Origin of the sequence: Streptomyces sp. XY006 (assembly GCF_002237655.1) — a bacterium.
GTDB lineage: Bacteria > Actinomycetota > Actinomycetes > Streptomycetales > Streptomycetaceae > Streptomyces > Streptomyces levis.
This window is the reverse complement of the sequence record NZ_NOKT01000004.1, coordinates 249,930-274,220: the sequence shown is the minus strand read 5'-3', so window position 1 is coordinate 274,220 and position 24,291 is coordinate 249,930. Positions and strand designations below refer to the sequence as shown.

The window sequence follows — 24,291 nt, the reverse complement described above, 5'->3', positions numbered from 1 at the left end:
GGCCGCTGTCAGCCCACGAGGTTGTCGGCGAGCTCCTCGCTGAGGTTGGCCTCCGTGCCCGGGATGCCGAGGTCGGAGGCGCGCTTGTCGGCCATGGCCAGCAGGCGGCGGATCCGCCCGGCGACCGCGTCCTTGGTCAGCGGCGGGTCGGCGAGCGCGCCCAGCTCCTCCAGGGAGGCCTGCTTGTGCTCCATGCGCAGCCGGCCGGCCGCGGCGAGGTGCTCGGGCACGTCCTCGCCGAGGATCTCCAGGGCGCGCTGCACCCGGGCGCCGGCGGCGACGGCGGCGCGGGCCGAGCGGCGCAGGTTGGCGTCGTCGAAGTTGGCCAGCCGGTTCGCCGTGGCGCGCACCTCGCGGCGCATCCGGCGCTCCTCCCAGGCCAGCACGGACTCGTGGGCGCCCAGGCGCGTCAGCAGCGCGCCGATCGCGTCACCGTCACGGACGACGACCCGGTCCACCCCGCGCACCTCGCGGGCCTTCGCGGCGATCGACAGCCGGCGGGCGGCGCCGACCAGGGCGAGCGCCGCCTCGGGCCCCGGGCAGGTCACCTCAAGGGAGGAGGAACGGCCGGGCTCGGTGAGCGAGCCGTGCGCCAGGAACGCCCCGCGCCAGGCGGCCTCGGCGTCGCAGGTGGCCCCCGAGACCACCTGCGGGGGCAGGCCGCGGATCGGGCGGCCGCGCCCGTCGACCAGGCCGGTCTGGCGGGCCAGCTGGTCGCCGCCCGCGACCACGCGCACCACGTAACGCGAGCCCCGGCGCAGTCCGCCCGGGGCCATCACGATCAGCTCGGAGCCGTGGCCGAAGATCTCCAGGATGTCCCGCTTGAGGCGGCGGGCCGCCATCGCGGTGTCCAGCTCCGCCTCGATCACGATCCGACCGCTCACCAGGTGGAGGCCGCCGGCGAACCGCAGAATGGCGGAGACCTCCGCCTTTCTGCAGCAGGTCCGGGTGACGGGGAGCCGGGAGATCTCGTCCTTCACCGCTGCCGTCATCGCCATGGGCCGATCCTTCCATGCATCCGAAAAATACGGTCGTACGCGGCGGCCAACAGCTCCGGGTCGTGCCTCGGGGTGCCGTCGGGCCGGGCCACCGGCGCCAGCTCGACCGCGGCCCCGAACCGCTTGGCGGCATCGGTCAGGGAGTCCCGGTCGGGCACGGCGGCCTCGTCGGCCAGCACCACGTCCAGGGCGAGTTTAGGGGCGTGTCGTCCCAAAACCTCCAAATGACGCTGCGGGGAGAAGCCCTCGGTTTCTCCGGGCTGCGGGGCGAGGTTCAGCGAGAGTACCCGGCGGGCCTTGGTCTGCGTGAGCGCGTCCAGCAGCTCGGGCACCAGCAGGTGCGGGATGACCGAGGAGAACCAGGAGCCGGGGCCGAGCACCACCCAGTCGGCGTCCAGGACGGCCGCGACCGCCTCGGGCACGGCCGGCGGGTCGCACGGCACCAGGTGCACGGACTGCACCTCGCCCGGCGTGAGGGCCACGGTCGCCTGGCCGCGGACGGTGTCCACCTCGTCCGGGCGCGCCGGGTCGTGCCCCCTGACCAGGGCCTGCAGCTCCAGCGGCACGGCCGACATCGGCAGCACCCGGCCCTGCGCGCCGAGCAGGCGTCCGACCAGGTCGAGGGCCTGGACGTGGTCGCCGAGCTGCTCCCACAGGGCGACGATCAGCAGGTTGCCCACCGCGTGCTCGTGCAGGTCGCCCTGGGACTGGAAGCGGTGCTGGATGACCCGGGCCCAGGTCTGGCCCCAGTCGTCGTCACCGCACAGCGCGGCCAGCGCCTTGCGCAGGTCGCCGGGTGGCAGCACGCCCAGCTCGTCGCGCAGGCGCCCGCTGGAGCCTCCGTCGTCGGCGACGGTGACGACGGCGGTGAGGTCGCCGGTGATCCGGCGCAGCGCGGCGAGGGAGGCGGACAGGCCCATGCCGCCGCCGAGGGCGACGACCTTGGGCTGGGTGCCGCGGCGGCGCGGCCGGCCGCCCCGGGCCTCGGCGGGCCGGGGACCCCTGCCTCCGGTGTCGCCCTCGGGCACCACCCGGCGCAGCCGGCTCAGCCGCGGAGTACGTCGTGTCATTCGCGTCCCATGTCCCGGTGTACGACCACCGTCTCCACGCCCTCGGCGGCGAGCCGGGCGGCGAGCTTCTCCGACATGGCGACCGAGCGGTGCTTGCCGCCCGTACAGCCCACGGCGATGGTCACGTAGCGCTTGCCCTCGCGGCGGTAGCCGGTGGCGACGAGCTGGAGCAGCTCGGTGTACCGGTCGAGGAACTCCTTGGCGCCGGGCTGGTTGAAGACGTAGCCCGAGACCTCCTCGTTGAGGCCCGTGTACGGGCGCAGCTCCGGGACCCAGTGCGGGTTCGGCAGGAAGCGGCAGTCGACCACGAGGTCGGCGTCGACGGGCAGGCCGTACTTGTAGCCGAACGACATCACCGTGGCCCGCAGCTCCGGCTCCTCCTCGCCGGCGAACTGGGCGTCCATCTTGGCGCGCAGCTCGTGCACGTTGAGGCTGGAGGTGTCGATCACCAGGTCGGCGTCGCCGCGCAGCTCGCGCAGCAGCTCGCGCTCGGCGTCGATGCCGTCGACGATGCGGCCGTCGCCCTGCAGGGGGTGCGGGCGGCGCACCGACTCGAAGCGGCGCACCAGGGCCTCGTCGGAGGACTCCAGGAAGACGATCCGCCGGGTGACGTTCTTCGCCTCCAGGTCGGCGAGGGACTCGCGGAGGTTGTCGAAGAAGCGGCGGCCGCGGACGTCGACGACGACGGCGATCCGGGCCACGTTGCCCTGGGAGCGGGCGCCGAGCTCCACCATGGTGGGGATCAGCGCGGGCGGCAGGTTGTCCACGACGAACCAGCCGAGGTCCTCCAGGCACTTCGCGGCCGTCGAGCGGCCCGCCCCGGACATGCCGGAGATGATCACCAGCTCGGGGATGGCCGCGTCCGGGACCGGGGCCTTGTCGTTCGCCATGCCCGTACTCACCTGTGCTCCCGCTCCGGTCTGTGCTTGCTGCCCGTGGTGCTCGTTCACATTCATGTCTCCTGCCCCCGTCGTTCGTCCGGTGCGCCCGTGCGTACGGGCTCGCCGCCGGAACCCATGGTGCCGGGTTCCTCTTCCATGATCTCTCCAGTCGCGGTGTTGACGGCGGGTGCGGCCGGGGCCGAGCGGGCCAGGGCCACGACGATCGTCTCCGCCGTCTTGCGGCCTATCCCGGGGACCTCGCAGATCTGGTCGATGGTGGCGGATCGCAGTCTCTTCAACGAACCGAAGTGCTTCAGGAGTGCCTGCTTGCGCGTGTCGCCGAGGCCGGGGACGTCGTCCAGGGGGCTGGAGCGGAAGCGCTTGGACCGCTTGGCGCGCTGGTAGGTGATCGCGAAGCGGTGGGCCTCGTCACGGACCCGCTGGAGCATGTAGAGGCCCTCGCTGGTGCGGGGCAGGATCACCGGGTCGTCGTCGCCGGGCAGCCAGACCTCCTCCAGGCGCTTGGCGAGTCCGCAGACGGCGATGTCGTCGATGCCGAGCTCGTCCAGGGCCCGGCGGGCCGCCGCGACCTGCGGGGCGCCGCCGTCGACCACCACGAGCTGCGGCGGGTAGGCGAACTTCCTGGGGCGGCCGTCGTCCTCGGTGAGGCCGCCCGGGCCGACCGGGGCGCCCGAGGCGGTGAGGACGTCGGGCCCGGCGGGTGACTCCGTGCCCGTGAGGGCGTCGGGCCCGGCCGGGGTCTCCGTGCCCGTGAGGGCGTCCGGGCCGGCGAGGGTGCCCTCGCCGCCCTGGCCGTCCCGCCCGTCCCCGCCGTTCTGCCCGTCGGTCCACTCGCCCGTCTTCTCCTTCTCGGCGAGGTAGCGGCGGAAACGGCGGGTGATCACCTCGTGCATGGAGCGGACGTCGTCCTGCCCCGCGAAGCCCTTGATCTGGAAGCGGCGGTACTCGCTCTTGCGGGCGAGCCCGTCCTCGAAGACGACCATGGAGGCCACGACGTCGTCGCCCTGGAGGTGGGAGATGTCGTAGCACTCGATCCGCAGCGGGGCGCTGTCCAGGTCGAGGGCGTCGGCGATCTCCTCCAGGGCGCGCGAGCGCGTGGTGAGGTCGGAGGCGCGCTTGGTCTTGTGCAGCACGAGCGCCTGCTGGGCGTTGCGCTGCACCGTCTCCATCAGCGCCTTCTTGTCGCCGCGCTGCGGGATGCGCAGGGAGACGCCGGAGCCGCGCCGCCCGGCGAGCCATTCCTGGACCGGCTCGACGGGGTCGGGCAGGGCGGGGACGAGGACCTCCTTGGGGACGGCGTCGCCGGTCTCCTCGCCGTACAGCTGCTGCAGGGCGTGCTCGACGAGGGCGCCGGTGGTGACCTCCTCCACCTTGTCGGTGACCCAGCCGCGCTGGCCCCGGACGCGTCCGCCGCGCACGTGGAAGATCTGGACGGCCGCCTCCAGCTCGTCCTCGGCGACCGCGATCAGGTCGGCGTCGGTCGCGTCGGCGAGCACGACCGCGTTCTTCTCCATGGCCTTCTTCAGGGCCCCGATGTCGTCGCGCAGGCGGGCCGCGCGCTCGTACTCCATCTCCTCGGCCGCCTCGCCCATCTGCCGCTCCAGGCGGCGGATGTACGTGCTCGTGCGGCCGGTCATGAAGTCGCAGAACTCCTCGGCCAGTTCGCGGTGCTCCTCGGCGGTGACGCGGTCCACGCAGGGGGCCGAGCACTTGCCGATGTAGCCGAGGAGGCAGGGGCGGCCGGTGCGGGCGGCGTTCTTGAACACGCCCGCCGAGCACGTACGCACCGGGAAGACGCGCAGGAGGAGGTCGACCGTGTCGCGGATCGCCCACGCGTGCGCGTACGGCCCGAAGTAGCGCACGCCCTTCTTCTTGTGACCGCGCATCACCTGCACGCGCGGGTACTCCTCGTTCATCGTCACCGCGAGGTACGGGTAGCTCTTGTCGTCGCGGTACTTGACGTTGAACCGGGGGTCGTACTCCTTGATCCAGGAGTACTCCAGCTGCAGCGCCTCGACCTCCGTGGACACCACCGTCCACTCCACGGACGCGGCCGTGGTGACCATGGAGCGGGTGCGCGGGTGCAGGCCCGCCAGGTCCTGGAAGTAGTTCGCCAGGCGCTGGCGCAGGCTCTTCGCCTTCCCGACGTAGATCACCCGGCGGTGCTCGTCACGGAACCTGTAGACCCCCGGGGAGTCGGGGATCTCGCCCGGTTTGGGGCGGTAGCTGGAGGGGTCGGCCATGTCTCACACCCTACTGGCGAGCACCGACACTCCGAGCGGACGGCAGGGTGTGATCACGGTCCCGGCGCGAGGCGATTTTCCACGGCATGTGCCGCCACGGGGTTACAGCAGGCCGGGAGCGGGAATGCAGGCTTCCCACGGGACACGGCGGCGTCCGGCGACGTCGCGCCGTGCCGGTGCGAGCACGGATTGTCGGTGCGGACCGGCCGTCTCCCCCAGGGAGCGGCTCGGGCCACGGGTCGGAGGGCTGCGCAGATGAAGCGGATGCGGATCGAGAAAACCCGGCGGACGGTCCGTGCCCGCCGGCACGCGGACGAGACGTTCGGGCTGCGCGACCTCCTGGACCCGCGTGACGCCGACATAGTGAGGGCCAAGCGCCTCTCGCTGGAGGAGCGGAACGGCGGCGACCGCTCCTAGCGGCCGTCGTCCACCGAGAACGCCCGGGGCGCCTCGCCCCGGGCGTTCGCATGTCCGCGTGCGGGCGGGCGTACATCACTGTCCGGCATCAGGTGTTGTCGGGACCAGGTCAACACGCTTCAATGCGGGGGAACTCGGGACCCTGAACGACGGCGTACGGATGTGAAGACCCGCCCGGCGCCGGCGGGACGGCCCCGGGCGGCCCGCGCGAACGGTCTGACCAGCCGTCGCCGACTCACAGAGAGGCCCCTGCATGCCGCACGCGCCACAGCACGCGGACGCCGTCACCGCCGAACTGGACTCGGCCCTGCGGGGCGGCCCCTTCCACGTAGCCCTGCGGGCCGCGATCGCCGCCCGCGGGCTGCCGCTGCAGCGGGTGCAGCACCATCTGTCGCGCCACGGGGTGAAGGTGGGCGTGACGAGCCTCAGTTACTGGCAGCAGGGGGCACGGCGTCCGCAGCGGCCCGAGTCGCTGCGGGCCGTCCGCGCGCTGGAGGAGATCCTGCAGCTGCCCGAGGAGTCGCTGATCCGGCTGCTCGCCGCGTCCGGCGACGGCCCGTCCGGGCAGCGTTCCTCGGCCCGCTCCTACCGCTCTCTCGTCGAGGCCTCCGGGGTGCTGGACCAGCTGCTGGCCGAGCTGGAGTGCCCTCCGGACGGGGGCCTGCACACCCTGGGGCACCACGAGCGGCTGCGCATCGGGGCGCGCCGCGAGCTGGCCGAGCGCGAGTCGCACCACATCGTGCGCGCCCACCGCGACGGCGTCGACCGCTTCGTCGCCGTCCACCACGGCGAGCGGGGGGCCGTGCCGGAGCGCATGCGGGTGCACGCGCTGGAGAACTGCCGTACCGGCCGCGTCCGTTGGCACAGCGACACGGGAGTGCTCGCCGCCGAGCTGCTCTTCGACACCCGGCTGCGGGCCGGGGACACGTTCCTGTTCCGCTACGGCGTGGAGGACGGCACCGCCGGCGTCTCGCGCGAGTACGTCCGCGGCTTCGACTCCCCCGGCGGCCAGTACGCGCTCCAGGTCTCCTTCGACGCGACGGCCCTGCCGCTGCGCTGCCACCGCTTCGCCCAGCACACCGCGGCGGCGCCCCGCAGCGGGTGCCAGGAGCTGACGATGTCCGGGCGGCACCGGTCGGTCCATCTGGTCGAGCCCCGGGTGCGGGCGGGGTTCCTGGGGATCGGCTGGGACTGGGAACCGGGGTTGTGAGGGTGCCGGCGGCGGCGACGGCCGTGGGGGCGCGGCCGTCGGAGGCGTAGGGGCGTAGGGGCGTACTGGCGGGCTCACGTGCGGGCGTGTACGTAAACGCTTGCGTAAGCGTTTACGTGCGGCGCGGAATGCGGTACGTTCCCCGCCTGGACCGACGCGAGGGCCGGAGTCCCGAAGACCGGAGACCCGAGGCCGGAGACCCGACGACGCGACCCCACCGAGGAGGCGAACGGCATGGCGACGATGGCCGACGTCGCGCGGAGCGCCGGTGTCTCCGTGGCGACCGTCTCGCACGTGCTGAACGGCACCCGGCCGGTGCTGCCGCACACCCGCCAGGCGGTCCTGGACGCCGTCGAGGAACTCGGCTACACCACCAACACCCTGGCCCGTGCCCTGGTGACGTCACGCACCCGGTCCATCGGACTGGCGGTGTCGGCGATCAGCAACCCGTACTTCACGGAGATCCTCCAGGGCGTCGAGGCCGCCGCGCTGGAAGCCGGCTACAGCCTGCTGCTCGCCGATCCGCACGACGACCCCGGGCATGAGCGCAAGGTGGTCCAGCTGCTGCACGAGCGCCGGGTGGACGGCATGATCGTCGCCCCCTCCGCCGACCCGCGGGGGCTGCTCGCCTACCTGGGGCGGCACGACGTACCCGCCGTCTTCCTCGACCGGCTGGTGAAGGCCCCGGAGACGGACGGCGGCCCGCGGTTCGACCAGGTGTGCGCGGACAGTGCCGAACCGACGTCCCGGCTGGTCGCCCATCTCGCCGGGCTCGGGCACCGGCGGATCGGGATGGTGGCGGGACTGCCGGGGCTCAGCACCACGACCGAGCGGATCATGGGCTACCGCAGCGGCCTCGCCTTCGCGGGGCTGCCGTACGACGAGCGGCTCCTGGTGCACGGCGACTCGGAGTCGGCCGGCGCCGAGGTGGCCGTCGCCGCCCTGCTGTCACAGGCCGTGCCGCCCACCGCGCTGATCACCGGAAACAACGCGATGACCATCGGAGCGCTGCGGGCCCTGCGCGCCCACCGCCTGTCCGTGCCGGACGACATCGCGCTGTGCTGCTTCGACGACTTCGCCTGGGCGGATCTGTTCTCGCCCCGGCTCACCGCGATCGCCCAGCCCAGCAAGGACATCGGTGCCCGGGCCGTGCGCGTGCTCCTGGAGCGGCTCGCCGAGCCGGACCGGCCGGCCCGGACCCTGCGGCTGCCCTGCACCTTCGTCCACCGCACGTCGTGCGGCTGCCCGTCCGAGGAAGGAATCCCGTCGTGATCGTCGTCGCCGGTGAGGCACTGATCGACCTGGTACCGCGGGGCACGGGTGCCCTGGCGGCACTGCAGCCGGCGCTCGGCGGCGGCCCCTACAACACAGCGGTGGCCCTGGGCCGCCTCGGCTCCCCCGCCGCCTTCTGCTCCCGGGTCTCGTCCGACGCGTTCGGGGAGGCCCTGCTGGACCGGCTGCGCGAGACCGGGGTGGACGTGTCGGCCGTGCAGCGCGGCACCGAGCCCACGACGCTGGCCGTCGCCACGGTCGGCGCGGACGGCTCGGCGGCGTACTCGTTCTACGTCGAGGGGACGGCGGACCGGCTGTTCGCGGCGCCCTCCGCGCTGCCGGACGGCACCCGCGCGGTCTCCTTCGGCACCTGTTCGCTGGTGCTGGAGCCGGGGGCGAGCGCGTACGAGGAACTGATGCGGGCGGCGGCCGCCCAGGGCGTGTTCACCGCGCTCGACCCGAACATCCGGGCCGGGCTGATCCCGGACGCGGACGCCTACCGGGCGCGGTTCAAGAGCTGGCTGCCGTCGGTGACGCTGCTGAAGCTGTCCGAGGAGGACGCCCGGTGGCTCGGCGGCACGCCCCAGGAGTGGCTCGCGGCCGGTCCGGCTGCGGTCGTGATCACCCGGGGTGGTGACGGGCTGACCGCGTTCACGGCCGACGGCGGCACGTACTCCGTGCCGGGCGAGCGGGTGGAGGTCGTGGACACGATCGGCGCGGGCGACACGGTGAACGCGGCGCTGCTGCACGGGCTCGCGGTACGCGACGCGCTGAGCGGTCCGGCCCTGGCCGCGCTGGGGCCGGACGGCTGGTCGGAGCTGCTGGGCTTCGCGGCGCGGGCGGCGGCGGTGACGTGCTCGCGCGCGGGGGCGGAACCGCCGTACGCGCACGAGCTGGACGGCTGACGCCGACTGACCTCGCTCGGCCGCCCTCGCTGGAGGAGGGGCCCCGCGTCACTCCCAGCCTGTGGTGAGGTTCCGGGCGGGTGGCGCCTCAGCCCGTCTCCCCCACCGCCCGCAGCGCGCCGGGGCGGCGGCCGTTGAGGCGGTCCAGGGCCGCGGCTGTGGCGTCGTCCGCGGGCAGGTGGATGATGACGCGCTGCCCCTCGTCGGGGAGCGCGAGCGTCTCGTGCAGCAGCCGCAGGGAGCCGGCTTCCGGGTGGTCGAGGTGCTGGGAGCCCGTCGTCCTGGGTGTCATGGCGAGGTCGGCGAACCGGTCGGTGAAGTCCGCCCCCGCGGTCACCGTCAGTTCGTCGGCCAGCTCGGTGAGGTAGGGGTCCCTGAGGGGGACGCCGTGCCGGAGCCGGGCGACGAGGTCGTCGGCCACCCGCTCCCAGTCGCGGTAGGCGCTGCGGGCCCGCGCGTCGGTGAACAGGTACCGCAGCAGGTTGGGCGGCTCGCCGTCGAGCAGGCCGATGGGGCCGACCAGCCGCGCGTAGCCGGCGGTGTGGGCGAGGACGTCGCCGATCCAGTTGACCACCAGCGCCGGAGCGGGCTCCAGACGGTCCAGTACGGCCCGTACCGTCGGGCGGGCCGTACGGCTGAGGGCCGGGGCGGCGGCGCAGACCAGGGGGTCGCCGCCGTCGGCCTCCTTGGTCAGGCGGCGCAGCAGCATCCGGTCGGCCAGGGACAGGTTCAGGGCGTCGGCGAGGGCGCCGAGCACCTGGGCGGACGGGTTGCGGTCGCGTCCCTGTTCCAGCCGGGTGAGGTACTCGACGCTGATGTCGGCGAGCATGGCCAGCTCGGCGCGCCGCAGGCCCGGGGTGCGGCGCCGTGGGCCCGTGGGGAGCCCGGCCTCGGCGGGGGTGACGGCTTCGCGCCAGGTGCGCAGGTACGTGCCCAACTCGTTGTCGCTCACCCGTCCGAACGTACCGCCCCGCCGCGCGCGGAGGATGGCCCTGTCACTACCAGCCTCGGGCCGGTCTCCCTGCCGGGCCGCGGGGGCCGCAGGGTGGAGGGCATGACGAATGACACCGCCACCACCACCCTTCCGCTGGCCCCGGGGCACTGGGCCCTGGACCCGTTCCACTCCTCCGTGAACTTCACCATCCGTCACCTGGGCATCGCCAAGGTGCGGGGCCGTTTCGAACGGCTGGAGGCCGAGCTGTTCGTCGGGGAGCGGGTCGATGACGTGCGGGTCTCCGCGACGGTCGACCTGGCCTCGATCGACACGGGCAACGCCGACCGGGACGCCCATGTCCGCGCCTCCGACCTGCTCGACGTCGAGAAGCGCCCGACGATGACGTACCGCTCGACGCGGGTGTCGGGTGCGGGCGAGGACTGGACGATGGAGGGCGAGCTGACGATCGGCGGCGTGACGCGCCCGGTGACGCTCGCCGTGGAGTTCGGCGGGCTGGTCGAGGTGCCGATGGACGGCAGCCGGCACGCCGGGTTCGAGGCGACGGGCGAGATCCGGCGCAGCGAGTTCGGGCTCGACTTCGCTCCCGGACTGCTCGGCGAAGTGGTGAAGATCCAGCTCGACATGCAGTTCGTGGAGCCGAAGGCCGCCTGAGCTGAAGCAGTCGTTCCGGCAGACGCTTCGACAGACGTTCCGGCCGTCGTTCCGGCCGTCGTTTCGGCACTGAACGCGCTGTGCCCCACGGGAGTCACCCGTGGGGCACGGCGCGTTCGGCGGGAGCCGTCAGCTCTTGGTCGTCCGCGTGGTCTTCTTCGCGGCCGCCTTCGTAGTCGCCTTGGTGGCCGCCTTCGTGGTCCTGGCGGTCTTGGTGGCCGCCTTCCCGGTCGCGGCGCCGCCGACCCGCTTGGTGGCGGTCTTCTTCGCCGTGGCCTGGGCCGGGACCGTCTTCTTCGCCGCCCGGCGCGGTGCCTTCACCGAGGAGGCGTCGCTGATGCGGTCGGCGCCGAGAATCTCCCGCAGGAACTTGCCGGTGTGGCTGGCCGGGACCGCGGCGACCTCCTCGGGCGTGCCCTCGGCGACCACCAGGCCGCCGCCGGCGCCGCCCTCGGGCCCCATGTCGACGATCCAGTCGGCGGTCTTGATCACGTCGAGGTTGTGCTCGATGACGATGACCGTGTTGCCCTTGTCGACCAGGCCGGACAGGACCTTCAGCAGCTTGCTGATGTCCTCGAAGTGCAGACCGGTCGTCGGCTCGTCCAGGACGTAGACCGTGCGGCCGGTGGAGCGCTTCTGCAGTTCGCTGGCGAGCTTCACGCGCTGTGCCTCGCCGCCGGACAGGGTGGTCGCGGCCTGGCCGAGGCGGACGTAGCCGAGGCCGACGTCCTTGAGCGTGTTGAGGTGCCGGGCGATGGCGGGGACGGCCTCGAAGAACTCCGTGGCCTCCTCGATCGGCATGTTCAGGACCTCGGCGATGGACTTGCCCTTGTAGTGGACCTCCAGGGTCTCCCGGTTGTACCGGGCGCCGTGGCAGACCTCGCACGGGACGTAGACGTCCGGGAGGAAGTTCATCTCGATCTTGATGGTGCCGTCGCCCGCGCAGTTCTCGCAGCGGCCGCCCTTGACGTTGAAGGAGAAGCGGCCGGGCATGTAGCCGCGGACCTTCGCCTCGGTGGTCTCGGCGAACAGCTTGCGGATGTGGTCGAAGACGCCGGTGTACGTCGCCGGGTTCGAGCGCGGGGTGCGGCCGATGGGCGACTGGTCGACGTGGACGACCTTGTCGACGAGGTCGTCGCCGTCCACGCGCGTGTGCCGCCCGGGCACGCTCCTCGCGCCGTTCAGCTCACGGGCCAGGTGCGTGTACAGGATGTCGTTGACCAGCGTGGACTTGCCGGAGCCGGAGACGCCGGTGACCGCCGTGAACACGCCCAGCGGGAAGGAGACGTCGATGTCCTGGAGGTTGTTCTCCCGGGCGCCGTGCACCGTGAGCTGCCGGGACGGGTCCAGCGGGCGCCGGATGCCGGGCAGCGGGATGGCCTTCCTGCCGGACAGGTACTGGCCGGTCTGCGACTCCTCGTTGGCGAGGAGCTCCTTCAGGGAGCCGCTGTGCACGACCTTGCCGCCGTGCTCACCGGCGCCGGGGCCGATGTCGACGATCCAGTCGGCGGTCTTGATGGTGTCCTCGTCGTGCTCCACGACGATGAGCGTGTTGCCCATGTCGCGCAGCCGGACCAGGGTCTCGATCAGCCGGTGGTTGTCGCGCTGGTGCAGGCCGATGGACGGCTCGTCGAGGACGTACAGCACGCCGACCAGGCCGGAGCCGATCTGGGTGGCCAGGCGGATGCGCTGGGCCTCGCCGCCGGAGAGAGTGCCCGCGGCGCGGTTGAGCGAGAGGTAGTCCAAGCCGACGTCGACCAGGAACCGCAGCCGCTCGTTGACCTCCTTCAGGACGCGCTCGGCGATCTTCTTGTCGCGGGCGGTCAGCTTCAGCTCGCCCAGGAAGTCCGCGCAGTCGCTGATCGACATCGCGGAGACCTCGGCGATGGACTTGCCCATGATCGTGACCGCGAGGACGATCGGCTTGAGGCGCGTGCCCTCACAGGTGGGGCAGGGCACCTCGCGCATGTAGCCCTCGAAGCGCTCGCGGCTGGAGTCGCTCTCGGCCTCGCTGTGCCGGCGCTTGACGAAGGGGACGGCGCCCTCGAAGGCCGTGGTGTAGCGGCGCTCGCGCCCGTAGCGGTTGCGGTAGCGGACCTCGACCTGGGTCTTGTGGCCGTGCAGCAGGGCCTTCTTGGCGCGCTGCGGCAGGCCGGCGAAGGGGATGTCCGTACGGAAGCCCAGCGCGTCGGCGAGGGCGCCGATCAGGCGGCCGAAGTAGTCCTTGGTGTGGCCGTGCGACCACGGGTGGATGGCGCCCTCGTCCAGGCTCTTGTCCGGGTCCGGGACGATCAGCTCCGGGTCGACCTCCATGCGCGTGCCGATGCCGGTGCAGTTCGGGCAGGCGCCGAAGGGCGAGTTGAAGGAGAAGGAGCGCGGCTCCAGTTCCTCGAAGGACAGGTCGTCGTACGGGCAGTACAGGTGCTCCGAGAACATGCGCTCGCGCTCGGGGTCGTCCTCGGGGAGGTCGACGAAGTCGAGCACGACCATGCCGCCGGACAGGCCGAGGGCGGTCTCGACGGAGTCGGTCAGGCGGCGCTTGGCGCCCTCCTTGACCGTGAGGCGGTCGACGACCACCTCAATGGTGTGCTTCTCCTGCTTCTTCAGCGTCGGCGGGTTCGACAGCTGGACCGTCTCGCCGTCGACCCGCGCGCGGGAGTAGCCCTTGGTCTGCAGGTCGGCGAAGAGGTCGACGAACTCGCCCTTGCGCTCGCGCACCAGCGGCGACAGCACCTGGAAGCGGCTGCCCTCGGGCAGCTCCAGGACCCGGTCGACGATGGCCTGCGGCGACTGGCGCGAGATCGGCCGGCCGCACTCGGGGCAGTGCGGCTTGCCGATGCGCGCGAAGAGCAGGCGCAGGTAGTCGTAGACCTCGGTGATCGTGCCGACCGTGGAGCGCGGGTTGCGCGAGGTCGACTTCTGGTCGATGGAGACGGCCGGGGAGAGGCCCTCGATGAAGTCGACGTCCGGCTTGTCCATCTGGCCGAGGAACTGCCGGGCGTAGGAGGAGAGGGACTCGACGTAGCGCCGCTGTCCCTCGGCGAAGATGGTGTCGAAGGCCAGCGAGGACTTGCCCGACCCCGACAGGCCCGTGAAGACGATGAGCGAGTCGCGCGGGAGGTCGAGCGAGACGTTCTTCAGATTGTGCTCGCGCGCTCCACGAACGATGAGACGGTCGGCCACGCCGGTCCGCACCTTTCTTGAGAGAAGTGACAGGGGCGGGGCCCCCGTCTTTCTCAGACTAGGGGGAGCCACTGACAACGCCGGTCGGATTCACGGGTTGCCAACAAACCCCGGCTCTCCAGCATGCCCGACGCCACGTCCGACCATATAGCACGTGCATTCGATTTACGGCACTCCTTCACCACCTTCACCCGAAGGAGTGGCGGAGCTAGGGTCAGCACCATGATTGATCACGCTCATGACCTGGCGTCTGTACGGGACGCGACGGAACGGCTGCTGACCGCAGTCGGCCCCCTGGACAACGCCGCTGTGACGCAGCCGTCACGGCTGCCCGGCTGGACCCGCGGCCATGTCCTGGCCCACCTCGCCCGGAACGCGGACGCCCTCGTGAACGTCCTGGAGGGCCGTCCCATGTACGCCTCCGCCGAGGCCCGGGACGCCGACATCGAGCGGGACGCCCCGCGCGCCCTCGACGTCCAGCTCACGGACCTGCGGGAGAGCGCGGCCCGCTTTCAGGAGACCGGGGACGCGCCGGCGGACTGGTCGCGCACGGTGGAGCTGCGCAACGGCGTCAAGGACGCCGCGGCCCGGGTGCCGTTCCGGCGGTGGGTGGAGGTGGAGCTGCACCATGTGGACCTCGGCATCGGGTACGAGCTGGAGGACCTGCCCGAGGAGTTCACCGAGCGGGAGATCGAGTTCCTCGCGGACCGGTTCGCCGGGCATCCCGACGTACCGCCCACCCACGTGACGGACGGCACGCGCGCGTGGCGCACGGGAAGCACGCCGGGCGACCGCCCCGAGGTGACCGTCACCGGGACGCCGGCGGACCTCCTGGGGTGGCTCGCGGGACGCCGCGACGGTGCCGCGCTGACGGTTGACGGCGGACCGCTGCCCGCACTGCCCCCGTTGTAGGACCCGGCCCGCTCCGCCGCTATAGGCTGGCGGACATGACGTACAGCGGACAGGTGACGGTCGGCGGGCCTGCCGACGTGCACGAGCTCAAGGACCTGATGATCACGAAGATCGCGGTGGGTCCGATGAACAACAACGCCTATCTGCTGCGCTGCCGGGCCACCGACGAGCAGCTGCTGATCGACGCCGCCAACGAGGCGCAGACGCTGCTCGGCATGATCGGCGACGACGGGATCACGTCGGTCGTCACGACCCACCGGCACGGCGACCACTGGCAGGCGCTCGCCGAGGTCGTGGCGGCCACCGGCGCCCGCACGTACGCGGGGCGGGAGGACGCCGAGGGCATCCCCGTGCGCACCGATGTGCCGGTCGACGACGGCGACACGATCCGGGTGGGGCAGGTCGAGCTCACCGCGCGCCACCTGGTCGGGCACACGCCCGGCTCGATCGTCCTCGTCTACGACGACCCGCACGGGCACCCTCATGTGTTCACCGGGGACTGCCTGTTCCCGGGCGGTGTGGGCAACACCCACAAGGACCCGAAGGCCTTCGCCAGCCTCATCCACGACGTCGAGACCAAGATCTTCGACGTCCTCCCGGACGAGACGTGGGTCTACCCGGGCCACGGCAACGACACGAGCCTGGGCGCGGAGCGCCCGCACCTGCCGGAGTGGCACGCGCGCGGGTGGTGAGGACGGCGCGGCACGGAGTACGCCGGGGCGGGGCCGGGGCGTGAGCGCGCCAGCGCGTGAGTGGGGCCGGCGCCTGAGTGGGGCCGGCGCCTGAGTGGGGCCGGCGCGTGAGTGGGCCGCGGAGTGAGCGCGCCGGCGCGTGAGTACGCCGGGGAGTGAGCCGCGTACGCGCCCCGTGTGAAGCATTCGCACACACCAGTCTCGTACATGCGCTCCCCTCTCGTGCGCGCACGCGGTCAACTGGTCGCAGCCCCGCGCAGGATGACGGCTCCTGGGCGGACGGGCCGCCGGTCTGTCGTTCCCCGCCCTCGACCGGCGGCCCCGGCGCATGCCGAACAGCGTCTCCACCGGGCGCAGTTCACACGGTTGCAACACCCGTTCCCACGATCCGGACATCTCTCGGCGTGACCTCGACAAAGAGGACCGCCGGCTGTCAATCTCCCGCCATGCTTCCTGCTCAGCGAGCCCTGCGCCGCACCGCCGCCGTCGTCGTCCTCCTCGCCGCCGTGAGTTGTGCCCCGCAACCGGAAAGCTCGGGCAAGCCCTCCGCGTCGGCCTCCCAGGGGTGCGAGAAAGGCAAGTTGGCCACCGAGACGCCGGGCAAGCTGACCGTCGCGACCGACCAGCCCGCCTACGAGCCCTGGTTCAAGGACGACGATCCCGCCAACGGCAAGGGCTTCGAGTCGGCGGTCGCCTACGCCGTCGCCCAGCGGCTCGGATACGGCAAGGGCAAGGTCGTCTGGCAGACCGTCCCGTTCAACAAGGCCTTCGCGCCCGGGGACAAGACGTTCGACTTCGACATCAACCAGGTGTCCATCAGCGACGAGCGCAGGAAGGCCGTGGACTTCTCGTCCGGCTACTACGACGTCCGCCAGGCCGTCGTCGCGCTCAAGAACTCCGAGGCGGCGAAGGCGAAGAGCCTCGCCGGTCTGAAGGGCGTGAAGCTGGGCGCCCAGGTCGGCACCACCAGCCTCGACTACATCAACGACGTGGTGCGGCCCACGCGCGCGCCCGCCGTGTACGCCAAGAACGACCAGGCCAAGTCCGCACTGAAGAACGGCCAGGTCGACGCCATCGTGGTGGATCTGCCGACCGCCTTCTACATCACCGGGGCCGAGGTGACCGACGCGACGATCGTCGGTCAGTTCGAGCATCGCGGCGGCACACCGGAGCAGTTCGGCCTCGTCCTCGACAAGGGCAGCGCGCTCACCTCCTGCGTCTCGCGGGCCGTGGACGCGCTGCGCCGGGACGGCACCCTCGGGAAGATCGAGCAGCAGTGGCTGTCGGACGCCGCCGACGCACCGGTGCTCAAGTGACGGTGCACGACGAGGAACTCGCCGAGGGCGCCGGACACGACGGGCACGACGGCTACGTCCCGTCCCGGCGGCGCCTGGAGCGCGAGCGCCACCGGCGTCGGCGCGCCCGGCGCGCCACGGCGATCGGCGCGGTGTCGACACTGGTCACCGGTGCCGTCCTCTACCTGGTCGTCGTCAACGCCCCGGGCTGGCCGCGCACCAAAGAGACGTTCTTCGACTGGGGCTACGCGCGCGAGGCGTTCCCGGTGGTCCTCGAAGGGCTGTGGCTGAACGTCCGGCTGCTGCTGGTCTGCGGGGCCGCGGTGCTCGTCCTCGGCATGCTGATCGCCGTGGCCCGGACGCTGCGCGGCCCGGTGTTCTTCCCGCTGCGGTTCCTGGCCGCCGCCTACACGGACTTCTTCCGCGGGCTGCCGCTCATCATCAACCTGATGATCGTGGTCCTCGGTGTCCCGGCGCTGCGGCTCCAGGGGGTGACCGTCGACCCGGTGCTGCTCGGCGGCACCGCGCTCACCCTGACCTACTCGGCGTACGTCGCCGAGGTGTTCCGGGCCGGCATCGAGTCCGTACACCCCTCGCAGCGCGCGGCGGCCCGCTCGCTCGGACTCAGCAACCGGCAGGCGCTGCGGTACGTGGTGCTGCCGCAGGCGGTGCGCCGCCAGGTGCCGCCGCTGCTCAACGACCTGGTGTCGCTGCAGAAGGACACCGGGCTCGTCTCGATCGGCGGAGCCGTGGACGCCGTACGGGCCGCCGACATCATCGTCGGGCGCAGCCTCAACTACACGCCGTACATCGTCGCCGGCCTGGTCTTCGTCGCGCTGACCATCCCCATGACCCGCTTCACGGACTGGGTGACGGCCCGCATGGACCGCCGGCGGGCCCAGGGAGGAGTCGCATGAGCGGGGTGCCCGTGCTGCGGATGGAGTCCGTCCGCAAGAGCTTCGGCGGTGCGGTCGTGCTGCGGGACGTGGACCTGGAGGTCGCCCCGCACACGGTGACCGCGCTGATCGGCGCCTCCGGCTCCGGCAAGTCCACGCTGCTGCGGTGCGCCAACCTGCTGGAGGAGATCGACGACGGGGCGATCTGGCTGGACGGCGAGGAGATCACCGACCCGCGTACCGACCAGGACGCCGTCCGCCGCCGGATCGGCGTGGTCTTCCAGGCGTACAACCTGTTTCCGCACATGACCGTGCTGAAGAACATCACGCTCGCTCCCCGCCGGGTGCACGGGGTGTCCCGTGCCGAGGCCGAGGCACGCGCGCGTGAGCTGCTGGAGCGGCTCGGGCTCGGCGGGAAGGCGAGTGAGTACCCGGACCGGCTGAGCGGCGGCCAGCAGCAGCGCGTGGCGATCGTGCGCGCCCTGGCCGTACGCCCCCGGCTGCTGCTGCTCGACGAGATCACCGCCGCCCTCGACCCCGAGCTGGTGGGCGAGGTCCTCACCGTCGTGCGCGGCCTGAAGGACGAGGGCATGACCATGGTGCTGGCCACGCACGAGATGGGCTTCGCCCGGGAGGTCGCCGACCAGGTGTGTTTCCTGGAGGACGGCGTGGTGCTGGAGCACGGCACCGCCCGGCAGATCTTCGAAGAGCCCCGGCAGGAACGCACACGGCGGTTCCTGCGGCGGATCGTGGAGGCGGGGCGACTGTGAGGCGGGGCGACTGTGGAGCGGGGCGGCTGTGAGGGGCGCGGGCCGGGCGAGGGGGGCTCACGCCTCGGCGTGGGCCGGACCAGCCAGTGCCGCGACGCGCTCCACGCCGAACACGTACCCCTGCACTCCGCATCCGGCGATGACGCCGTCGGCGCGCAGCGAGACGTAGGAGTGGTGGCGGAACGACTCGCGCCGGTGGATGTTGGAGATGTGGACCTCGATCACGGGCATGCCGTCACAGGTGTTGAGGGCGTCCAGGATGGCGACGGAGGTGTGCGAGTAGGCGCCCGGATTGATCACGATCCCGCAGTGCCCGAGCCGTGCCTCGTGGATCCAGTCCACCAATTCACCCTCGTGGTTGGACTGCCGGAAGTCCACCGTGCCGCCGTGTGCGGCCGCCGCCTTGGCGCACAGGGCCTCGACGTCGGCGAGGGTGTCGGAGCCGTAGATCTCCGGCTGGCGCTGGCCGAGCAGGTTCAGGTTGGGGCCGTTGAGGATCATGATCGGGGCGTTGGCCAGGGTGCGGGGCACGTTTCCTCCGGTCCGTTCGAGGTCGGGCGGCCCGTGACGGACCGCTGCACAGCCGGTTTATCACGGTGCGCCGACAGCCCGCCGGGCCGTAGCCTCCCGGCATGACGAGCCCTGTCCGTCCGCCCAAGCCGTCGCCCGGTGACCGCGTCGCCGTCGTCTCGCCCTCGTCCGGCCTGCCGGGACTCTTCCCGCTCCCCTACGAACTGGGCCTGGAGCGGCTGCGCGAGGAGTACGGGCTGGAGCCGGTCGAGTATCCGGCGACCCGGAAGATGGGCTCGACACCCGAGGAACGGGCCGCCGACCTGCACGCCGCCTTCGCCGACCCGGACATCAAGGCGGTCATCGCCTCGATCGGCGGCGACGACCAGATCACCGTACTGCCGTACCTGGACCGTGAGCTGTTCCGGGCGAACCCGAAGCCGTTCTTCGGGATGAGCGACAACACCAACCTGCTCGCTTTCCTGCACACCTGCGGCATCGTCGGCTACCACGGCTGCAGCGTCATGTGCGAGCTGGGCCGTCCCGGAGCCATGCATCCGCAGACCGCCGAGTCCCTGCGGGCGGCCCTGTTCACGTCCGGCCCGTACGAGCTGAGGCCCGCCGAGCGGTGGCGGGACGTCGACCGGGACTGGGCCGACCCCGCGACCTTCGACGCCGAGCCGGAGACGCGACCGGGCAGCGGCTGGACCTGGGTGAACCCCGACCGGGTGGTGGAGGGCCGCAGTTGGGGCGGCTGCCTGGAGATCGTCGGCTGGCTGCTGATGGCCGACCGGGAGGTCTCGCACGACCTGTCCGTGTACGACGGCGGTGTCCTGCTGCTGGAGACCTCGGAGGACATGCCGAGTGCCGCGGAGGTCCACGGCACGATCCGGAGCATGGGCGAGCGCGGGCTGCTCCAGCGCTTCTCGGCCCTGCTGATGGGGCGCCCGAAGACCTGGTCTTTGGCACGCCGCAACAGCCCCGAGGAGGGCGCCCGTTACGCCGCCGAACAGCGCGAGGCCGTCCTGCGCGCCATGCGGACCTACGCCCCCGGCGCCACCGTCGTCTTCGACGTGGACTTCGGGCACACCGACCCGCAACTGGTGATCCCGTACGGGGGCATCGTGCGCGTGGACGGGCCGGCTCGGCGCATCACGGTCATGTACTGAGTGGGCCCCCGAGCCCCCCGAGCCCCCCGAGCCCCCCGGAACCCCTCGGAGCCCCCCGTGCCCTCCGCGCCCCCCGCGCGCCCCCGTAACCGCCCGTCACCGTGGGTAGTTGACGCGGCATGCACGACGTACGCACCGTAAGGGCACCTTCCATGCCGCGCCTCGCGGCCGCCTCACTCGCCGGCACGGCCATCGAGTTCTACGACTTCTTCGTCTACGGCACCGCGGCGGCCCTGATCCTGGGGCCGCTGTTCTTCCCGACGTTCTCACCGGTCGCGGGGACGCTGGCCGCCTTCGCCACCTTCGGCGTGGGGTTCGTGGCCCGGCCGCTGGGGTCGGTGCTGTTCGGTCACATCGGCGACCGGCGCGGGCGGCGGCCGGTCCTCGTCGCCTCCCTGCTGCTGACCGGCGCGTCCACGGTCGCCGTGGGCTGCGTCCCGACCTACGACTCGATCGGCGTGGCCGCTCCCCTGCTGCTCCTGGTCCTGCGCTTCCTGCAGGGGCTGGGCCTCGGCGGTGAATGGGGCGGGGCGGTACTGCTGACGGTGGAGCACGCGCCCGCCGAGCGGCGCGGGCTGTGGTCGAGCTTCCCGCAGGTCGGGCCCGCGCTCGGGTTCCTGCTCGCCAACGGAGTGGTCCTCGGACTGTCCTCGACGCTGTCCGAGGCGCAGTTCGCCGCGTGGGGGTGGCGGGTGCCGTTCTGGGCGGCGGGCGTGCTGGCCCTGGTGGGGCTGTGGCTGCGCTCGTCGCTCGCCGAGAGCCCGAGCTTCCTCGAACTCGACGACCACGCGCGCGTGCCGCTCGTCGAGGTCGTGCGCCACCACTGGCGCCTCCTGCTGCTGACCGGCGGAGCCCTCGCCATCGGCTACGCCATCTTCTACGCCGTGACCACCTGGTCCCTCGCCTACGGCACGGAGCGGCTCGGTGTCGGCCGCGGTGTCATGCTCACCTGCATCATGGGCGCGGTGGTCGTGAAGGGCGCGCTCACGCCCCTGGTGGCCCTGCTCGGGGACCGCTACGGGCGACGGCCGCTGTGCCTGATCGGGTGCGCCGCCGCGGCCCTGTGGATGTTCCCGATGGTCGCGCTGCTCGCCACCGGCGCGCCGCTGCCGATGTTCCTCGGCTTCCTCGGCGCGATGCTCTCGTTCATCACGATGTTCGCCGTGATCGCCGCGTATCTGCCGGAGCTCTACGAGCCGCGGGTGCGCTGCACCGGGGCCGCCGTCGGCTACAACCTCGGCGGTGTCCTCGGAGGTGCGCTCACCCCGATCGTGGCGACGGCCCTCGCCGAACAGGGCGGGCGGGTGCCCTGGGGCGTGGCCGCGTACCTGACGGTGATCGCGCTGTGCAGTCTGACGTGCTTCGCGCTGCTGCCGGAGACGCGGCCGGTGCCGGCGGGGGCGGCTGCGGAGGCGGCTTGAGCCGGAAGGGCTCCCCGGAGAGGTGGTGTCACGGATTGATCGCCAGCTCCAGGTAGGCCGCGAACAGCACCAGATGGACACCGCCCTGGAGTGGGGTCGCCCGGCCCGGGACGACCGTCAGCGAGGCGACGACCACCGTCAGGGCGAGCAGCACCATGTGTGTGGCGCCCAGGCCGAGGACCAGGGGGCCGGACAGCCAGACCGAGGCGAGCGCGACAGCGGGGATGGTCAGGCCGATGCTGGCCATCGCCGAACCGAGGGCGAGGTTCAGGCTGGTCTGGACCCGGTCGCGGCGGGCGGAGCGCAGGGCCGCGATGGTCTCCGGCAGGAGGACCAGCAGCGCGATGATCACACCGACGACGGCATGGGGCAGACCGGCCGCCTGCACTCCCGACTCGATGGTGGGCGACACCCCCTTGGCCAGACCCACCACGCCGATCAGCGCCAGGCCCAGCAGCCCCAGGCTGATCATGGCGGTGCGGGCGGTCGGCGCCTCGGCGTGGGCCTCCGCGGTGATCACCTCGCCGTGCCGGGTGATCGGCAGGAAGTAGTCCCGGTGCCGCACGGTCTGCGTCGCGACGAAGAGGCCGTACAGCACCAGTGAGGACAGCGCCGCGAAGGTCAGCTGGACCGTGGAGAACTCCGGACCCGGCTTGCTGGTGGTGAACGTCGGCAGGACCAGACTGAGCGTGGCCAGGGTGGCGACGGTCGCGAGGGCGGCACCCGTGCCCTCGGGGTTGAAGACGGCCGTGCCGTGCCGCAGGGAAGCGACCAGGAGGCACAGGCCGACGATGCCGTTGCAGGTGATCATCACCGCGGCGAAGACCGTGTCCCTGGCCAGCGTCGAGCTCTTGTCCCCGCCGTCGGCCATGAGGGTGACGATGAGGGCGACCTCGATGATCGTCACGGCGACCGCGAGGACGAGGGAGCCGAACGGTTCGCCGACCCGGTGGGCCACCACCTCCGCGTGGTGCACGGCGGCCAGGACGGCTCCCGCGAGCACCAGCGTGACCAGCGCGACGACCGGGCCGGGCAGATCACGCCCCCAGGTGAACACCAGCAGCACGACGGCGAGCAGGGGAACCAGGGTCGTCCACTGCGCCGCGAGCGGCCGCCGCCGTTCGATCATGCGGTGATCCTGTCAGAGGTGGCGGAGCCCCGCACTCCGTTCGCGGGCTTCCGCCACCCGCCGGCCGTGAGGGACTCCGTCGCCCGTGGTGACGTCCTACTTGAGGTCACGCGCGTCCACGAGGTCGCAGTTGGTGTAGACCCGGTCGCCGATGCAGAGCGCGCCCAACCGCTCGGCCATCCTGCCGGTCTCGGGGTCGTCACTGTTGCTCATGGCCTCCTCGTACGAGTCGAACTCGATGAGAGCCAGGTAGCGGCGGGGGTTGTCACGGTCCTTCAGGAGCATCCGGTGGGTGGGGCCGCCGGTCCGACCGGCGACACGCTGCCCAGCCTCTTCGAAGATCTGCTCCATCTCGTCCAAGCGCTCGGTCTCGAAGTCGATGATCTGGACGAACTTCATGGCACCTCCAGCCGGCCACGGCGTCCCCGGGCCGGAAACGCGCTCAGGTCCAAGCAAGCACCGGGACCGGTGACCGGCAATTCGCCGGGCACCGGTCCGGGTGATGGTTGTTCCTACGACCGACGTGGTCAGACGTCGATGCTGTCCTTCGGAGCGCTTCCGCTCTGCCCCTGCGCCGCCTCGGCCGCCGCCTGCTTCTTGGAGGCCCGCAGGCTGGTGATCGTGGTGACGATCAGGACGGCGCAGATCACGCCGAGGGAGACCGGAATGCTGATCTCCGGGACGTGCACCCCGGACTCGTGCAGTGCGTGCAGCACGAGCTTCACACCGATGAAGCCCAGGATGATCGACAGGCCGTAGCTGAGGTGGACCAGCTTCTTCAGCAGGCCGCCGATGAGGAAGTACAGCTGGCGCAGGCCCATCAGGGCGAACGCGTTGGCGGTGAAGACGATGTACGGGTCCTGGGTCAGGCCGAAGATCGCGGGGATGGAGTCCAGGGCGAACAGCACGTCCGTCATGCCGATCGCGAGCATCACGACCAGCATCGGGGTCATGACCCGCTTGCCGTTCTGCTGGATCCACAGCTTGGTGCCGTGGTAGCGGTCGGCCACGCCGAAGCGGCGCTCGGCGGCCTTGAGGAGCTTGTTCTCCTCCCACTCCTCGTCCTCCTCGTCCGCGCGGGCCTCCTGGATGAGCTTCCAGGCGGTCCAGATGAGGAAGGCGCCGAAGAGGTAGAACACCCACGAGAAGCTGGCGAGGATCGCGGCACCGGCGGCGATGAAGATCGCGCGCAGGACCAGGGCTATCAGGACGCCGACGAGCAGCACGCGCTGCTGGTACTGCGAGGGCACCGCGAACTTCGCCATGATCAGGACGAAGACGAAGAGGTTGTCGACACTCAGCGACTTCTCGGTGATGAAGCCCGCGAAGAACTCACCGGCCGGCTGACCGCCGCCGAACACCATCAGGCCGAGCCCGAAGAGCACGGCGAGGACGATCCAGACGACCGTCCAGATTCCGGCTTCCTTGATCGACACGTCGTGCGGCTTGCGGCCGATGAAGAAGTCGACCGCGATGAGGGCGGCCAGGCCCACGATCGTCAGGACCCATAGGGTCACGGAAACATCCACTGCGCCTCCGGCAGTCGTAACGGCAAATGTCAGCGTCGTAGCTGCCGGAGGTCTCTTCCACCCAACGATGGGCCGACGCCCCGGGCCCAGATCCGGCCTTCACCGACCTGTTCCGTATTGACGGGTACGCCGCAGCAGACAGGGAGTACTCCCCTCCGTGCC

General features: G+C 71.8%; 22 protein-coding genes. 12 read left to right on the top strand and 10 right to left on the bottom strand.

Annotation, left to right across the window (positions count from 1 at the left end):
- Window positions 1-8 precede the first annotated feature (8 nt).
- Genes whiA through uvrC form a run of 4 tightly spaced genes read right to left on the bottom strand, consistent with a single transcriptional unit; the run spans window position 9 to window position 5,213 of the window.
- Window positions 9-998 (bottom strand): DNA-binding protein WhiA, encoded by a 990-nt coding sequence (gene whiA, locus CHR28_RS07335; protein ID WP_094052659.1) that lies wholly within the window; start codon window positions 996-998, stop codon window positions 9-11.
- Window positions 989-2,068 carry a gluconeogenesis factor YvcK family protein gene (locus CHR28_RS07330; RefSeq protein WP_094052658.1) on the bottom strand — a complete coding sequence of 360 codons (1,080 nt, stop codon included), beginning with the start codon at window positions 2,066-2,068 and terminating at the stop codon, window positions 989-991. The genes whiA and CHR28_RS07330 overlap by 10 nt, the downstream gene beginning before the upstream one ends.
- Entirely contained in the window at window positions 2,065-3,024 is a 960-nt protein-coding gene (rapZ, locus tag CHR28_RS07325) for an RNase adapter RapZ (RefSeq protein WP_094052657.1), read from the bottom strand. The genes CHR28_RS07330 and rapZ overlap by 4 nt, the downstream gene beginning before the upstream one ends.
- Window positions 3,021-5,213 (bottom strand): excinuclease ABC subunit UvrC, encoded by a 2,193-nt coding sequence (uvrC, locus tag CHR28_RS07320; protein ID WP_094052656.1) that lies wholly within the window; start codon window positions 5,211-5,213, stop codon window positions 3,021-3,023. Before uvrC ends, rapZ begins: the two co-directional genes overlap by 4 nt.
- A 264-nt stretch (window positions 5,214-5,477) precedes the next feature.
- Here uvrC and CHR28_RS37680 point away from each other — a divergent pair, with 264 nt between their 5' ends.
- The 4 genes from CHR28_RS37680 (at window position 5,478) to CHR28_RS07305 (ending at window position 9,017) form a co-directional block, all read left to right on the top strand.
- Window positions 5,478-5,630 (top strand): hypothetical protein, encoded by a 153-nt coding sequence (locus CHR28_RS37680; protein WP_179272324.1) that lies wholly within the window; start codon window positions 5,478-5,480, stop codon window positions 5,628-5,630.
- A gap of 253 nt (window positions 5,631-5,883) precedes the next feature.
- Window positions 5,884-6,840, top strand: coding sequence for a hypothetical protein (locus CHR28_RS07315; RefSeq protein WP_094052655.1), 957 nt, complete (start codon window positions 5,884-5,886; stop codon window positions 6,838-6,840).
- Window positions 6,841-7,074: 234 nt separating this feature from the next.
- Complete coding sequence (locus tag CHR28_RS07310) at window positions 7,075-8,112, top strand: LacI family DNA-binding transcriptional regulator (protein ID WP_094052654.1); 1,038 nt, start codon at window positions 7,075-7,077, stop codon at window positions 8,110-8,112.
- Entirely contained in the window at window positions 8,109-9,017 is a 909-nt protein-coding gene (locus CHR28_RS07305; RefSeq protein WP_094052653.1) for a carbohydrate kinase family protein, read from the top strand. Before CHR28_RS07310 ends, CHR28_RS07305 begins: the two co-directional genes overlap by 4 nt.
- An 88-nt stretch (window positions 9,018-9,105) precedes the next feature.
- Here CHR28_RS07305 and CHR28_RS07300 read toward each other — a convergent pair whose 3' ends face one another.
- Window positions 9,106-9,969, bottom strand: coding sequence for a helix-turn-helix domain-containing protein (locus CHR28_RS07300; RefSeq protein WP_094052652.1), 864 nt, complete (start codon window positions 9,967-9,969; stop codon window positions 9,106-9,108).
- Window positions 9,970-10,071: 102 nt separating this feature from the next.
- On the opposite strand from CHR28_RS07300, the gene CHR28_RS07295 reads away from it, so the two are divergent.
- A complete protein-coding gene (locus CHR28_RS07295; RefSeq protein WP_094052651.1) occupies window positions 10,072-10,623 on the top strand; it encodes a YceI family protein in 552 nt (183 codons plus the stop codon).
- 129 nt (window positions 10,624-10,752) lie between these two features.
- On the opposite strand, the gene uvrA is transcribed toward CHR28_RS07295, so the two are convergent.
- Complete coding sequence (gene uvrA, locus CHR28_RS07290; RefSeq protein WP_094052650.1) at window positions 10,753-13,806, bottom strand: excinuclease ABC subunit UvrA; 3,054 nt, start codon at window positions 13,804-13,806, stop codon at window positions 10,753-10,755.
- 222 nt (window positions 13,807-14,028) lie between these two features.
- On the opposite strand from uvrA, the gene CHR28_RS07285 reads away from it, so the two are divergent.
- The 5 genes from CHR28_RS07285 (at window position 14,029) to CHR28_RS07265 (ending at window position 18,371) form a co-directional block, all read left to right on the top strand.
- Window positions 14,029-14,718, top strand: coding sequence for a maleylpyruvate isomerase family mycothiol-dependent enzyme (locus tag CHR28_RS07285; RefSeq protein ID WP_094052649.1), 690 nt, complete (start codon window positions 14,029-14,031; stop codon window positions 14,716-14,718).
- Between the two features lie 35 nt (window positions 14,719-14,753).
- Window positions 14,754-15,410, top strand: a complete 657-nt coding sequence (locus CHR28_RS07280) for an MBL fold metallo-hydrolase (protein ID WP_094052648.1) — start codon at window positions 14,754-14,756, stop codon at window positions 15,408-15,410.
- Between the two features lie 446 nt (window positions 15,411-15,856).
- Window positions 15,857-16,726 carry an ABC transporter substrate-binding protein gene (locus tag CHR28_RS07275; RefSeq protein ID WP_094052647.1) on the top strand — a complete coding sequence of 290 codons (870 nt, stop codon included), beginning with the start codon at window positions 15,857-15,859 and terminating at the stop codon, window positions 16,724-16,726.
- A complete protein-coding gene (locus tag CHR28_RS07270) occupies window positions 16,723-17,622 on the top strand; it encodes an amino acid ABC transporter permease (RefSeq protein ID WP_373453331.1) in 900 nt (299 codons plus the stop codon). The genes CHR28_RS07275 and CHR28_RS07270 overlap by 4 nt, the downstream gene beginning before the upstream one ends.
- Window positions 17,619-18,371 (top strand): amino acid ABC transporter ATP-binding protein, encoded by a 753-nt coding sequence (locus CHR28_RS07265; protein ID WP_094052646.1) that lies wholly within the window; start codon window positions 17,619-17,621, stop codon window positions 18,369-18,371. Before CHR28_RS07270 ends, CHR28_RS07265 begins: the two co-directional genes overlap by 4 nt.
- Before the next feature lie 57 nt (window positions 18,372-18,428).
- On the opposite strand, the gene aroQ is transcribed toward CHR28_RS07265, so the two are convergent.
- Window positions 18,429-18,902: a type II 3-dehydroquinate dehydratase gene (gene aroQ, locus CHR28_RS07260; protein ID WP_094052645.1), complete on the bottom strand. Its 474-nt coding sequence runs from the start codon at window positions 18,900-18,902 to the stop codon at window positions 18,429-18,431.
- 101 nt (window positions 18,903-19,003) lie between these two features.
- Between aroQ and CHR28_RS07255 the strand changes: the two genes are divergently transcribed.
- Window positions 19,004-20,050 carry a S66 family peptidase gene (locus tag CHR28_RS07255; protein ID WP_094052644.1) on the top strand — a complete coding sequence of 349 codons (1,047 nt, stop codon included), beginning with the start codon at window positions 19,004-19,006 and terminating at the stop codon, window positions 20,048-20,050.
- 152 nt (window positions 20,051-20,202) lie between these two features.
- On the top strand, window positions 20,203-21,471 hold the full coding sequence (locus CHR28_RS07250) for an MFS transporter (RefSeq protein ID WP_094052643.1): 1,269 nt from the start codon (window positions 20,203-20,205) through the stop codon (window positions 21,469-21,471).
- A gap of 28 nt (window positions 21,472-21,499) precedes the next feature.
- On the opposite strand, the gene CHR28_RS07245 is transcribed toward CHR28_RS07250, so the two are convergent.
- From CHR28_RS07245 to CHR28_RS07235, 3 genes are all read right to left on the bottom strand, one after another.
- The gene (locus tag CHR28_RS07245) at window positions 21,500-22,600 is read right to left on the bottom strand and encodes a calcium:proton antiporter (protein ID WP_094052642.1); all 1,101 of its coding nucleotides are present in this window, start codon (window positions 22,598-22,600) and stop codon (window positions 21,500-21,502) included.
- Between the two features lie 96 nt (window positions 22,601-22,696).
- Window positions 22,697-22,999 (bottom strand): hypothetical protein, encoded by a 303-nt coding sequence (locus CHR28_RS07240; RefSeq protein ID WP_094052641.1) that lies wholly within the window; start codon window positions 22,997-22,999, stop codon window positions 22,697-22,699.
- A gap of 128 nt (window positions 23,000-23,127) precedes the next feature.
- Window positions 23,128-24,129 (bottom strand): TerC/Alx family metal homeostasis membrane protein, encoded by a 1,002-nt coding sequence (locus CHR28_RS07235; protein ID WP_094052640.1) that lies wholly within the window; start codon window positions 24,127-24,129, stop codon window positions 23,128-23,130.
- Between the last annotated feature and the right edge of the window lie 162 nt (window positions 24,130-24,291).

Excerpts from the sequence above, each read along its gene's own strand:
- whiA (WP_094052659.1), bottom strand. The coding sequence starts at position 998 with ATGGCGATGACGGCAGCGGTGAAGGACGAGATCTCCCGGCTCCCCGTC.
- CHR28_RS07330 (WP_094052658.1), bottom strand. The coding sequence starts at position 2,068 with ATGACACGACGTACTCCGCGGCTGAGCCGGCTGCGCCGGGTGGTGCCC.
- rapZ (WP_094052657.1), bottom strand. The coding sequence starts at position 3,024 with ATGAATGTGAACGAGCACCACGGGCAGCAAGCACAGACCGGAGCGGGA.
- uvrC (WP_094052656.1), bottom strand. The coding sequence starts at position 5,213 with ATGGCCGACCCCTCCAGCTACCGCCCCAAACCGGGCGAGATCCCCGAC.
- CHR28_RS37680 (WP_179272324.1), top strand. The coding sequence starts at position 5,478 with ATGCGGATCGAGAAAACCCGGCGGACGGTCCGTGCCCGCCGGCACGCG.
- CHR28_RS07315 (WP_094052655.1), top strand. The coding sequence starts at position 5,884 with ATGCCGCACGCGCCACAGCACGCGGACGCCGTCACCGCCGAACTGGAC.
- CHR28_RS07310 (WP_094052654.1), top strand. The coding sequence starts at position 7,075 with ATGGCGACGATGGCCGACGTCGCGCGGAGCGCCGGTGTCTCCGTGGCG.
- CHR28_RS07295 (WP_094052651.1), top strand. The coding sequence starts at position 10,072 with ATGACGAATGACACCGCCACCACCACCCTTCCGCTGGCCCCGGGGCAC.
- CHR28_RS07285 (WP_094052649.1), top strand. The coding sequence starts at position 14,029 with ATGATTGATCACGCTCATGACCTGGCGTCTGTACGGGACGCGACGGAA.
- CHR28_RS07280 (WP_094052648.1), top strand. The coding sequence starts at position 14,754 with ATGACGTACAGCGGACAGGTGACGGTCGGCGGGCCTGCCGACGTGCAC.
- CHR28_RS07275 (WP_094052647.1), top strand. The coding sequence starts at position 15,857 with ATGCTTCCTGCTCAGCGAGCCCTGCGCCGCACCGCCGCCGTCGTCGTC.
- CHR28_RS07265 (WP_094052646.1), top strand. The coding sequence starts at position 17,619 with ATGAGCGGGGTGCCCGTGCTGCGGATGGAGTCCGTCCGCAAGAGCTTC.
- CHR28_RS07255 (WP_094052644.1), top strand. The coding sequence starts at position 19,004 with ATGACGAGCCCTGTCCGTCCGCCCAAGCCGTCGCCCGGTGACCGCGTC.
- CHR28_RS07250 (WP_094052643.1), top strand. The coding sequence starts at position 20,203 with ATGCCGCGCCTCGCGGCCGCCTCACTCGCCGGCACGGCCATCGAGTTC.
- CHR28_RS07245 (WP_094052642.1), bottom strand. The coding sequence starts at position 22,600 with ATGATCGAACGGCGGCGGCCGCTCGCGGCGCAGTGGACGACCCTGGTT.
- CHR28_RS07240 (WP_094052641.1), bottom strand. The coding sequence starts at position 22,999 with ATGAAGTTCGTCCAGATCATCGACTTCGAGACCGAGCGCTTGGACGAG.